At 64.6% G+C, this 11,508-nt stretch carries 13 protein-coding genes and 1 pseudogene; 6 read left to right on the top strand and 8 right to left on the bottom strand.

Going from position 1 to position 11,508, the window contains the following annotated elements:
- The 6 genes and pseudogenes from ETD86_RS47915 to ETD86_RS47890 form a co-directional block, all read right to left on the bottom strand.
- Positions 1-1,324, bottom strand: a pseudogene (locus ETD86_RS47915) (hypothetical protein); the annotation flags it as partial.
- 91 nt (positions 1,325-1,415) lie between these two features.
- Positions 1,416-1,775, bottom strand: coding sequence for a hypothetical protein (locus ETD86_RS47910; RefSeq protein ID WP_138673279.1), 360 nt, complete (start codon positions 1,773-1,775; stop codon positions 1,416-1,418).
- Positions 1,772-2,176 carry a YbaB/EbfC family nucleoid-associated protein gene (locus tag ETD86_RS47905; protein ID WP_246149383.1) on the bottom strand — a complete coding sequence of 135 codons (405 nt, stop codon included), beginning with the start codon at positions 2,174-2,176 and terminating at the stop codon, positions 1,772-1,774. Before ETD86_RS47905 ends, ETD86_RS47910 begins: the two co-directional genes overlap by 4 nt.
- 233 nt (positions 2,177-2,409) lie before the next feature.
- Positions 2,410-3,726 carry a hypothetical protein gene (locus ETD86_RS47900; RefSeq protein ID WP_138673277.1) on the bottom strand — a complete coding sequence of 439 codons (1,317 nt, stop codon included), beginning with the start codon at positions 3,724-3,726 and terminating at the stop codon, positions 2,410-2,412.
- Positions 3,727-3,862: 136 nt separating this feature from the next.
- Complete coding sequence (locus tag ETD86_RS57605) at positions 3,863-4,765, bottom strand: hypothetical protein (protein WP_211370770.1); 903 nt, start codon at positions 4,763-4,765, stop codon at positions 3,863-3,865.
- A complete protein-coding gene (locus tag ETD86_RS47890; RefSeq protein WP_246149381.1) occupies positions 4,762-5,634 on the bottom strand; it encodes an SseB family protein in 873 nt (290 codons plus the stop codon). The genes ETD86_RS57605 and ETD86_RS47890 overlap by 4 nt, the downstream gene beginning before the upstream one ends.
- 46 nt (positions 5,635-5,680) lie before the next feature.
- On the opposite strand from ETD86_RS47890, the gene ETD86_RS47885 reads away from it, so the two are divergent.
- The 4 genes from ETD86_RS47885 (at position 5,681) to ETD86_RS47870 (ending at position 7,778) form a co-directional block, all read left to right on the top strand.
- Positions 5,681-6,202: a hypothetical protein gene (locus ETD86_RS47885; RefSeq protein ID WP_138673275.1), complete on the top strand. Its 522-nt coding sequence runs from the start codon at positions 5,681-5,683 to the stop codon at positions 6,200-6,202.
- A 310-nt stretch (positions 6,203-6,512) separates the two neighbouring features.
- Entirely contained in the window at positions 6,513-7,079 is a 567-nt protein-coding gene (locus ETD86_RS47880) for a DUF2637 domain-containing protein (RefSeq protein ID WP_246149380.1), read from the top strand.
- A gap of 49 nt (positions 7,080-7,128) precedes the next feature.
- Positions 7,129-7,473 (top strand): type II toxin-antitoxin system RelE/ParE family toxin, encoded by a 345-nt coding sequence (locus ETD86_RS47875; RefSeq protein WP_138673273.1) that lies wholly within the window; start codon positions 7,129-7,131, stop codon positions 7,471-7,473.
- A gap of 5 nt (positions 7,474-7,478) precedes the next feature.
- Entirely contained in the window at positions 7,479-7,778 is a 300-nt protein-coding gene (locus tag ETD86_RS47870) for a helix-turn-helix domain-containing protein (RefSeq protein WP_138673272.1), read from the top strand.
- Positions 7,779-7,915: 137 nt separating this feature from the next.
- Here the strand turns inward: ETD86_RS47870 and ETD86_RS47865 are convergent, their stop codons facing one another.
- Entirely contained in the window at positions 7,916-9,223 is a 1,308-nt protein-coding gene (locus tag ETD86_RS47865; RefSeq protein WP_211370769.1) for a restriction endonuclease, read from the bottom strand.
- 605 nt (positions 9,224-9,828) lie between these two features.
- The gene (locus ETD86_RS47860) at positions 9,829-10,182 is read right to left on the bottom strand and encodes a hypothetical protein (protein WP_138673270.1); all 354 of its coding nucleotides are present in this window, start codon (positions 10,180-10,182) and stop codon (positions 9,829-9,831) included.
- Positions 10,183-10,192: 10 nt separating this feature from the next.
- Between ETD86_RS47860 and ETD86_RS56190 the strand changes: the two genes are divergently transcribed.
- Both ETD86_RS56190 and ETD86_RS47855 read left to right on the top strand, forming a co-directional pair.
- On the top strand, positions 10,193-10,756 hold the full coding sequence (locus tag ETD86_RS56190; RefSeq protein WP_170223674.1) for a hypothetical protein: 564 nt from the start codon (positions 10,193-10,195) through the stop codon (positions 10,754-10,756).
- On the top strand, positions 10,684-11,385 hold the full coding sequence (locus ETD86_RS47855; RefSeq protein WP_246149378.1) for a DUF2637 domain-containing protein: 702 nt from the start codon (positions 10,684-10,686) through the stop codon (positions 11,383-11,385). Before ETD86_RS56190 ends, ETD86_RS47855 begins: the two co-directional genes overlap by 73 nt.
- The last annotated feature ends 123 nt before the right edge of the window (positions 11,386-11,508 follow it).

The raw sequence follows: 11,508 nt of genomic DNA, 5'->3' as shown, positions 1-11,508 counted from the left end.
GTGTCTGCGGGGTGTTCGACGGCTGGTCGAGTGCGGCCGGAGGTCGTGGCTTGGGAGTCGTGGGGGAGACCGGGTCGGCGGGCGTGCTGGTCCCGTCCCACCTGATCGGCGCCTGCGCCTGTGCTGGGTTGGCGAGGTCGAGGGCCGCGCTGGTCGGGTTGGCTGGGGTGGCCGGGCTGGCCGGGGTGGCGGCGCCGGTTCCGGGTTGGGTTTGGGCCGTGCCGGGCTGGCCGGTCGCGAGCGCGTCGTTGAAGACACCAGCCAGCGTGGAGGCGGGAGAGAACACCGCGTTGGCCACATCGACGCTGAACGGGCTGATCGTATTGGTCCTGCCTGCCCCGCCCATGAACGCGCCCAGCAAAGACCCTGACGTCGGTGGCACCCACTGCCCATAGACCACCCCGTTGGCCACCACGCTGCCCGCCGGAGAAGCCGCCACATTGTTCAATCCCGTGTTCAACACCCGGCCCGGATACCGCAGGAACGCGTTGACCATCCCCGGCGCATCCCCCGCACGAGCGTTAAGCCGCCCAATACCGGGAATGCTGTTGGTCAACCTGCTCACATCCCGGGCGAGGGAGAGGCCGACGACCACGCCGACCGTCACCCCCAGCGCCACGGTCTTGGTCTTGTCCCAATCCCACGCATCCAGCGTGCCCATCTTGATCTGCTGATACTGGGCGTACGCGTCCCCGATACCCTCCTCAGCGATCTCCTCCGGGAGCTCCATCGCCAGCCACCTGGCCGCAAGCCCCTCCCCCGCCGACCCGCCGGCCAACCCCGGAAAACGGCTCAACGCGCTCGTCGCATACGGCCGGCCCGCCAGCATCGCCAACCACTCCAGGATCAGCAGCATCCGCGCATTGCCCGACCTGGCCACCGCCCCCACCAGCAACCGAGCCAACGGACCAGCCGACACCGCGAGCACCGCAATCAGCGCCGCAACCAGTGACACCCAGAACGCCACATTGATCGACAGCTTCGAATACTGCGTCTGCCGCGCCATATGATCCATCTGCTGGGCATACAGGGCAGCTTCACCCGCCTTGGCCACCACCCCCGTTCGCTCATCGAACAGCTCGCGCGTCCGGGCAAACGCCGCCGGCTTGGCCGGCGACTCAAGACCAGCCGAAATCTCGAGAATCGAGAACGCGGTCGGCTCCAACGAGGACAACAACACCCCCGTGGCATCCTCAAAAGCCAACCTGACCTGCCACAGCCCGCTCTCACTGGCCTGCGGCCACGGCTCGCCCGCTGTCAACATCGGAATCAGCCAATTGACCACCCACGCAGGCAGCGCCTCGGTCTGCCACGCCGGCTCCACATCGGTAGTGGAGATCCCCCCACTGGAATAGGGCGAAAGAGGACCCGGAAGCTGAGGATCAACACTCGGCCCGCCGGCGACCACACCCAGCTCACATGGTCCACTGAGACGGCACCGCGATGCTTTCGGCTATAGCCGCATCCGTGGCCAGCGTGTTACCCACCTGCGTCCGCAACTTGGCCGGAAGACCGCCGATCTCCTCCACCAACCCGTCGGTGTCATCCACGCACAGCCAAGGCCCCCCATAAGTCAGAAGAGCCCGCTCGAACTCCGCCCCCTCCGGCCCATCACCCCACGGCCGCGCCTCCAACAGCCCACGAATCCGAGCCTGCACCTCTCCCCAACCGGCATCCAGATCCGACGCCATCACCTCCAACCGCGCCAGGCCAGAACCCAGCGGCTCACCGATGAACACATCCGCCGCCCCCGACGACGCCGACGATCCGCTCACCGCTGCCCGCCCTCTCCCAGCATCTGACCCGCCAACTGCGCCAGCACCGTCTCCAGATCGCCATCCAGATGAGCCCGCATCTGCTCGGCCGGCACCAGCGGCGCGAAAATCTCCACCACCTCATCCACCGCCCGAACCGACGCCCGCCGCACCGTCTCAACGATCACGTCAGCCAACGACCGCGCATCCGGACGCCGAAACACCCGCGGATCAATGTCCAACCGGACCAGATCACCACGCACCCCCACCGTGGCCGACACCAAACCATCACGAGACTTCTCCGTCACCCGCACCGCCCGCGCCCGCTCATGCAGCGCCAGAGCATCCCCCTGCAACCGCATGAACCTCGCCCGCAACTCCTCGGCATACGCCTGCAACCCGGCCGCGTCGCCACCCTCCACCGCCAACCACCTCCAGAACAGGTTGCATTCTTCATCCCAAATAACATCTCGCATTACAGATATGGGTACGCATTCATGCCGAATGCATACGAGTGCGACGTGATCGCGAATGCGTGATCGTCTTCGAGCGTGCGCCGCCGTGGCGGGTGTCCGGAATCAGACCGGTATCGGGTCGGGTGGCGTCCAGGCGAGATTCAGCTCACAACTGAAGGGGTCGGTGCAGCGACCTGAAGTCAATCCTGTCCGTAGCTGGGAAGGTTGCAGACGACTTCCTTCGGGAGGAATGCGTGCAGCGCTTCGAGGTAACCGTTCAACTTATTCATGTGCTGACGTGCCATCGCGGTCACGTAGATCGTAGCAGGGTCCAGCTTCCGGTCTTCTATTGCCTGACGCTCTCTTTCGTTGACCCAGCGGCTGAGCTCGCTAGAATAGAGGTCTTCACGGTAGGCCACTGGGATCGCTTCATCGCGGGTGTAAGTTATCTCCCTGTCGCTGTACTCATAGTAATAGACGTGCTCTTCTCGTGAACACCCAACAGCCAGGTCAATTGTCGGGACCTGATGATCCCACACGGGGCTCGCGTAACCGAAAGGGATATCTCTCTCTCTGAATTGATGTTTCAAGTCCTTGAAGACCGGGAGGACGTCCTCGCTGAACCAGCGGACGCCTTCACCAACCGTTCCTACGGCAGCCGCCAACTCTATGAATGTCGCCCGAAGCGCCTCCATTCCACGAAGTGCCTCCTTCGCGGCATCTCCACTCCAGGCCTCGGCGAGATCAGCACCTTGCGTGGTCAGAGTGGAGACGCTTTCTGCCAGCAAGTCCGCCTCCGCAAGAAGCAGGCTCCCGTACCCCGCCGAATCCGATTCGTTGTCTATCGAATCAAGGCGGCTCGGGTATTCATTTGCCGAAGAATCCAGCTTATTCCAATCGCGCGACCACTGCATTTCCAGGAGAGAGTCGTCCTCTCCGATGTCGCCCTTGTGCCAAGTCATCTGGACAATGTCATGCGGACTCTGCCGGCCCAAAGCGGACGCCTCTTCCGCCAGATCGTACTCCCCGATACAGCTGGCCAGAGCGGCGATGTAGTAAGAATAGGATCTGAACAACTGCCCGAGCGCGTGCTCCAGAAATCTCTGGAAGTCCTCCAGGACTCCAGACCCTGTGGCTTCCGCCCTCAGGTCCCTTCCGGGAAGAAAGTTGCCGAACTTGGGCATGGAGAAAGCGCGAACATCGTATTGCCCAACGGGTGATTCATCATGAGTGAAACGCTCGCCGTCGGGAAACTTTCGCAGACCAGAATATCTCTCCAGGTCAGACAGCAATGCGCGCGCGACGGCCGTCACTGCGGAGCGATCGATCCCCACGCCATCGCGTGCCTCCGGCCAGCTGGTCGGCCTTCCGTCCAGCGCCCACTCACGCCATTTCGGCATTTCCTTGTCAGGGGTCGAATCGTAGCGCTCGCCGTCTGCACGGTAATCGGGATGCCATAAATGTCCCGGTGGTGAGATCTGCGGCGGCGGAAGCTCATTTATATAAAGCTCAGTCACGCAAAACTCCAGCAGGTGTGCAGATCGAACCGTGCATCGATATCCCAGCCAACCTGGCGGAACAATAGTTCCCGCCGCTAGCGCGCCGCTAGCGCGCCGCTAGCGTCACGGACGTTGAGCTGTGCCGAAGCGCTGGTCAGGACATCGAGTCGGATCGGCCCCAATTGAGCCGTCGCTCGATCTCGCCGGCCCCCGCAGCCGCCTCGCCGAGCCGGTGAGGCCGGACGCTGTGTTCGATGCGGGAAGCCGCATCGCGGGTGCTCGCGCCGTCGTGGCGCCCCGACGCGTAGGCCTGCCTGGCGGCCACGTCCTGGAAGGTGCCGCTGATCTCGTGGATGACGAGCCTGGCTACCTGGTCAGGGGCGACCCAGGGCGCCAGCCGTACCAAATGAGCGCCTCCGGGATATTCCTCCGTGCGAGCCAGACGGTGGTTCCCGACCTGGCCGATCTCGAAGTGGAATCGCCGGCGTCCGAAGGCGGGGGTCTCCACGACCAGCGTCGACGCGTCGCTCCACCGCCAGTGGTCCTTGCGCGAACCGAAGCCCGCGGAGAGTGCTCTGGCGTCGCAGGCCTTCCGCACCTCGTCCACTGTCAGGTCCGGCGCCGGGGGATGCCGCGTCTGCGCAGCTCTGGAGGGCTGACTCGATGGGAGATTGCCAAGGACTGAGATGTGCTCGGTGAGATCGGACACTTCATCCCTGAGCACCCACTGCCGGTAGACCCCACGTTCCACCCGCTCAAGCCCCAGCCGCAGCGCTACTGTCGTCCTGCCTCCCGTGTACTCGATGAGGAGCTTGTCATCACGCTGGCCGTGAACCTGGAAGGGTTCGCCCTGCCACTGGCAGACCGTGGTGACGAAGGTGATGGCCATGCATTCCCCGGCGGGCACGGCATGGACGTAAAGGCCGTGCTCGACCTGCTCGAAGCCCTCTGCGGGGACCTTGCTCCGCAGACGCATCCACACCTGGCCTTCGTACAGGTCGGGTGTGGCCTCGTAATCGGTTCCCGCCCAGCAGGCCCGGTAGGAATGCCACGTCACTCCGCCTCCTCAGTGAGCACCCACGATCGCCGATCGCCGTCGTAGCGAGCACGGACCCGCTCTCGACCGTCCGCGCCCAGTTCCACGATCTCGGCCCCGTATGGGAGACCGAGCCCGTCGATCTTGTACTCCCTGATCGTCTCGTCGACGTTCGGCGCCAGGCCCATGCCGACGAACGGCGGTTCCTCGATGACCCACCCGGCGACGGCCGCCATCCCCTCCTCATCAACCCCGCCGTACGGCGTTCGGTAGAGGGACGGGCCGATCGCCGGCCAGCGCAGGATGTTCACCGCTCCGCCACTGGTGAGTGCCTCCTCCTGGAGTAACGCCCGGGCGAGTACGACCGGCGTCGCGATGTGCTCCACATCCATGGCGTGATGGCAGTAGCCGGACACGCGAGGCTCGCGGCTGTCCAGCAGAGCCTGGATGTCGCGTGGCCGCAGCAGCTTCTGCACGATGGGGGTTCCCGCCGCCGGCTCGGCGGCGATGTCCTGCTCCAGCGTGGGTACGGCGAGCCTGGCGACCGTCCCTGACTCAAGGAGAAAGGAGAGATCGAGCCCAGGGTTGATCGCCAAGCCCCAGCGGAGGTCCGGCCAGCCCGCCGCCAGCTCGACCATGGACACGATCCGGTAGTGCCGCACGGCGTCGCGCGTGGCCGTGCGCATCGCCTCGGCCGAGGTGTACCCGATGAGCCACGTATGCTCCGCATCCGTCACGGTGGGCCAGGCGACCGGTTCCTCACCGGTGGCCGCCGCGTCGCTGATGGGGCAGGCCAGATCGGCATCGCGCAGCAGGCGCAGGCAGTGGGACAGGTCCCCTCGCTGATGCGCCCGCATGAGGTGTTCCTCGAACGGACTCGCGGCCTGCATGAGCGCCAGACTAGTAGTCCCAGATGTCGATCGAAGGAGGTCTGCGGTGACGCTGCAGGTGGCGCGGACGCGAGACGAGGCGCATCTGTACCTCGACCTGCATCCATGCGTGTGCGGGTCGGTGGAGACCGCATGGGACAGCGGCGTGGTCCACGTGGCGGGCGAGCTGGCCGCCTGCTACGACGGCATCTGCGCCGACTGCGGGATGGAGCGCGAGTTCATGTTCGCCCTGCCGCAGCGAGAGGTGATGCCGGAGGGGTGGCCTACGTTCGGCGGACCGGAGCCCTCCCAACTCCTCGACGCGGGTGAGTGGTTATGGGTGTCCGACCTGACGGCAGGGAACGTACCGGCAGACGATCGGAACGCAGCGCGCCAGGCCCTGGCGATGGCTCGCGCGACCGTCGACGAGGTGCTGAAGTTCATCCCCGACGGACATGAACACGTTCCTGATCATGCCTTCTGGTCCGAGCTCGGGCGGCAGGTCAGGGACGCCGAGCCGGCACGGTTCCGCCGTGAGCGGCTCGAGGTCGTCAGGGACACCTACCGGGATCTGGCCACCGATGCCTGACCCGCGCGCGTCCGAGCCGAAGGCGAGCCCGCTGACCAAAGCAGATGACCTCGCAAGGTCATTCTAGAAGCTGATCCACTCGACAAGGCCGAGCTCTACGCCCAGATCGGGCTGCGGCTGACCGGACAGGCCCCCGAAACAGCTCGTGGAGGCTCAGGTGATCCCTGGCCTCCACGTGTGTGAAACCTCTGTGTCCGAGGGTCGACACCAACCAAATCCCAATGGACGCTGAGCACCGAGTTCCTGGCTGGAACGGTGGGGATGTGAGATGCGTCCTGACCGCTGGATCAGGCTTACGACGACCGCGAGTGTGCTTCTCGTCGCGCTGATCGCCGCTGTCGTCTCCTTCCGTCACATGCACGAGCTCGCGCTGCTGCACGGTGAGGATCCGCTGGCCGCCGCTCTCATCCCGCTCGCCGTGGACGGCACGATCGTTGCCGCCTCGATATCGCTGCTCCTGGCCAGCCGGTACGGCTCGCGCGGGGGAGTGTTGCCGTGGGGGCTGCTCATCATCGCGAGCTTGGCGAGTCTGGGCGCCAACGTCGCTGTCGCGGAGCCATCTCTGATCGGCCGAGTCATCGCAGCATGGCCCTCCTTGGCGTTGATCGGTGCCTACGAGATGCTCATGAGTCAGATCCGTCGCTTCGCGAAGCCACGCAATTCCGGTGATGATCCCGGCTCTGAAGCGGCGGCGATACCACCGCGGCGTCGTGCGCCGGATCGTGCGCTTCAGCAGCATGCGTGGCGCTGGGCCCAAACCAACCTCCTACCGGATGGTGAGCTGTCCAGCGGTGAAGCGATCGCTGAAGCATTCGAGCGTTCTGCCCGTTGGGGGCGCCTGGTGAAGAAGTCGGGCCTGGCCGGTGAACTGGGCTGATGCGCCATTCGCAGGACGGGAGACTTGCCTGCCGTATAACGTCCGTGTTATGACTTGGGGAGAGGTGGAACTGGAGCCCGAGGTCGACAAGTGGTTCGACTCGCTCAGTCAGGACGATCAGGAGACGGCCGTCTTCTACGTCGACCTTCTGGCGGAGCGGGGCGTGCTGCTCGGCGAGCCGTACACGAGGCAGTTGCACGGCAAGCTTCGGGAACTTCGCTTCCATCTCTCTCGCGAGGCAGTGCGCATCACCTACTGGATCGCCTCGGGCAGGAGGATCATCCTGCTCACGGTGTTCAAGAAGCAGTGGATGCGCGAGGCCGGTGAGATCGAGCGGGCGATGCGGGCCATGGAGCGGTGCATCGTCGAGGCGCACAGGGCAGACGAGGAGTGAGGGCCATGGAGGAGCGCAAGGCGTGGGCCGACAAGCGTGCCGAGATCATGAGCCGTCCGGGTGCCGGTGCCGCTTATGAGGCCGCTCGTCTTCGGTTCGAGTTGGGAGAGGCGGTGCGGCAGCGCCGCGAGGAACTGGGGCTCACTCAGGCGGAGCTGGCTGAGCGTGCCGGCCTCAAGCAGCCGGCAGTCGCTCGTTTCGAGGCGGGAGGCACCATGCCCACTATTCCCATGCTGGAACGGCTCGCCGAAGCACTCGAAGTGCGGCTAAACGTCCAATTTCAGCCACTTCAGCAGGCAAGTTGACCCGGCCCACGCCGATGGTGAGTCTGATCGTCTTCGCACCCAGGACGGCAACCCGCCAGATATCCTCTTGCTTGATACGTGCACGTCAGAGAGTTGATGGCGAGATCCGGAACCAGTAGAACACGTCCCACACCTCGTCAGGGCTTCGTTTTCTTCCCTTTACCAGGCACGATGCGTGCCGGGATGCCGTGATCATGGCAAAGCGCCAGCAGGCCGGTCCCGTCGATGAGATTGAGGGGCTTGCCTGCTGCGAATTTGTAGCTGTCCGGACCGTATCCTGAGGTTGTGATCATGATACCGGTGCGTGCGCCCTCATGTTGGACGGTTCCGTAGAGGTCGCGGACGTGGGTGGGCTGAACGGTGTGGTTATAGAGCTTGGCCTGGATGATGAACTTCCCGCCTCGGATCGGGTGAGGATCGTAGGCGACGCAGTCGACGCCACCGTCACCGCTGGCGTGGAAGAGCTGGGTATCGAAGCCCATCTTGGTGAATAGGTTCTGGATGAACGCCTCGAACTCCTTGGGCTTGAGTTCAAGCAGGTTCGGCCTCTTGTCGATCTCGGAGAGCACGTCTATCGGGTCGACGGCGCGAGGGTCGGCCATGCTGTAGGGCATGACGGGCTCAACGGGGACGAGCTCGTCGGGATGGGGCGAGACGTCGGCGAAGAAGTGCCGCCGTACACACTCGACGGGGTTGAACTTCGGCTCACTTAGGACCAGCGGCGTAAACTGCTCGCGCGTCGCTCGGAGAGTGATCAGGTGCGGCTTTATCCGCTGTCCGGTGACAGGATCGACGGCGTGGACACGGCCGTTGAAGACTATCGTGGTGATCAACATGTTCGGGTCGGCGGCGAAGATCTCGCGCAGCGTGCGGAGCGCGATCTGTGCGATGACACGCTGGTAGAGCTGCCGGATTTCGCCAATTGGGCGAGTGGTCGCCTCGACGGCCTTCCGGCTCTTGACGTGCCGGAAGGTCTTGTCGGCCGGAATCACGTCGAGCGAGGGTAGGTACCACTCGATCGCCAGGAGTGAGGATTCAGGGACATATCCGGCGTGCCGCTCATTGGGGAACCCGCTGGGGTATGGAGCGTTCCGAAGCACCAGTTCCATGTAGTCGCTGACGGCGTACCGGTCGCCCGTCTGGAGTCCCGTGGCCATCTTGTCGATGTGGGCGTTGTGCTTGGACGCTTCCCGTCGGGCATGGTCGAGCTTGCGGTCGTGGGCTTGTCGCCTTTCGACAACTTCTCGTTGGCGTCCCACCTCGGCCTGGCGGTGTTCGGCTTGAGCTTGGGCGAACCCGCTTTCCGCTGCCGCAAGATCCGCCGTGTACCGCCGTTCCCTGAGCCCGAGGAGCTTCGCGAACCCGCCTGGTTGCCGAGGTGCGAAATCCTCCCAGCGAGGTGGTGGAATCGGAACGCCAAGGGGGCCGAGCTCCAGCGGAGCCATCGTGACGCCCTTGCGCAGCGTCCTCAGGTCTACGCGAGGGTCGCGCGATAGGGACGCACGAAGAATGCTCTCCAGCTCCTCGACACGGTGATGCACCTGTTGGGTCTTGTTCGTAGCTTCGGCGTCGCGAGCTGCGGCTTGGGCCTGTGCGGCTTCGCGCTCGCGGGCCTTGCGTTCCTGCTCCCGGCGGCGGGCCGCCTGCTCCTGCTCCCGCGCGGCTGCTCGCTGAGCCCGTTCCCATTCTCGGTACGATCCGGAGGGACTGGACCCACGCGCCATGAGACACCACCGCTCTCGGACGATCCACTATCGCGACCGTAACCCGCAGAGTGAATGGCGACAACCTGGCACTTCGCCTTCTTATAGTGGCGCAGCAAGCCGCCGGGTGCGCCGGGGGCACCGTTGGGCGCCGACCATTCCACTCAACGAGCTGTGGGCGATCATGTAGCTGGCCTGGATGGCTTCAGGGATGTTAAGGCGCCTTCCTGGCGCGTCCGCTGATAGGCAACGGTGTTGTTCCAGGATCAGAGGTCGCCCAACTGAAGAGGCCGCGAGCTGCCGGCGATTGATGTGCGGCTCGACCGTTCACAGGACACGTCGAGCGTTCATGATCGGCTGATCACCGGCAGTGGACGGGCGTCTCCGATGGCGAATGCGGAAGTCGTGGAGGTTGAACACCAGCGACAGGTAGGCCGTTGGCGAGAGCCTTCTCTGTCGCGTTCCCGATGGCGGGGTTGGTGGGTCAGACCGTCATAGTCCGCTTCGAGCTCGTGCAGGCCGACGGCGGCGAGCATGAAGTGGTTGGCGGCTTCGGCGGCGGCGATCGCATTGAGCGTGATCACGGAGGCTGCGGGAACATCGGTCACGTAGCGCGCCTGGGCACGCTCGTGTTCCGGCTTTGTCTCCATCGCCAGCTGGGTGCTGTCGATGAGGCCGTTGCACATCTGGCCCAGCCGCATCCATCGCACTGTGGACGCTCTGACGGCTGCCGCCAACGAACGCGCTCACGACCCGGCACCGGCTGAGCAAGTCCGCCTCAAACTCGCCGAATGTGATCGCAGGCTCAAGAGCTACAAAGACACCTTGGATGCCGGAGCCAACCCTGCTGTGGTCTCCGCGTGGATCCAGCAGACCCAGGCCGAGCGCACCGCCGCTCTGGCGACGCTCCGCCGTACCGACAAGAAACCGAAGATGACCCGAGACCAGATCGCCCGAACCATCGAGAAGCTGGAAGACATGGTGACAGCCTTCAGCGAAGGCAGCCCGACCCGGAAGGCGGACCTCTACAAGAGCCTCGGCCTGCGCGCAGAGTTCGACCCTGAAACCCGAAAGGTGCGAGCTTCCGTGGAAGTCGCACCTCATGGGGATTTGGTTGGTGTCCGAGGGGGGACACACTCGATACGTACATGCCGTTCACGGCTTCCGCCCGGCTCGTTCTTCCTGGTGGGGAGGGCTGAGCGGTGGATTCCGGTATTCGCGCGGTGCGCAACATCCAGCGTACGACCATCGCGGGCGTCACGCTATTGGCCGTGATCGCGGCGGTCGTCTCTTTCCGCCACATGCATGAACTCTGCCTGCGTCATGGAGAGGACCACTTGGCGGCGGTGCTGATCCCGCTCGCCGTCGATGGCACCATCGTCGTCGCCTCGATGTCCATCCTGCTGGCCAATCGGTACGGCTCCCGCGGCGGCATGCTGGCCTGGACCCTTCTCGTGGTCGGCAGCCTTGCCGGCCTCGGCGCCAACATCGCGGTCGCCGAGCCCAGCCTGATCGGCCGGATCATCGCCGCGTGGCCGAGCGCTGCTCTGATCGGCAGCTATGAGCTGTTGATGTCCCAGGTTCGTCGGCTCTCAGCGAGCTCGAACTCTAGGGAGGGTCAGGAGGAAAGATCATTGGCTGAATTGCCTGTGGTGTCTGAAGCAGGATCAGACGGCTCCGGGGATGTCGCCCGGCCTCCGAGAGACACTTGTCGTCGAGACACCGAAATCGCGGCCTTTCATCGTTTCGTCTGGCAATGGGCTCAGGAGAACAGATGCCCCGACGGGGGCTTGCCGTCGGGAAAGGTCATCGCTGAGCGGTTCTCACGAAGTCCTCGTTGGGGACGCTGGATCAAGCGCGCAGGTCTTGCGGGTGAGTTGGCTGAACCGCCGCCAGTGGTCTAGTGCCGCGTCAGGCCACGTTTGCCCTCTTGACAATCCTGCGTAGGCGAGGATTGTCGGTGTTGCGGTTTCGCCAGGCGATGTAGCGGCGGATCATGCTGCCCTGCTCGCGGTGGCCGGTGTGGT

It is taken from the genome of Nonomuraea turkmeniaca, assembly GCF_005889735.1.
Lineage (GTDB): Bacteria > Actinomycetota > Actinomycetes > Streptosporangiales > Streptosporangiaceae > Nonomuraea > Nonomuraea turkmeniaca.
Note: the sequence above shows the minus strand (reverse complement) of the source record. Positions and strands in the feature narration are given on the sequence as shown.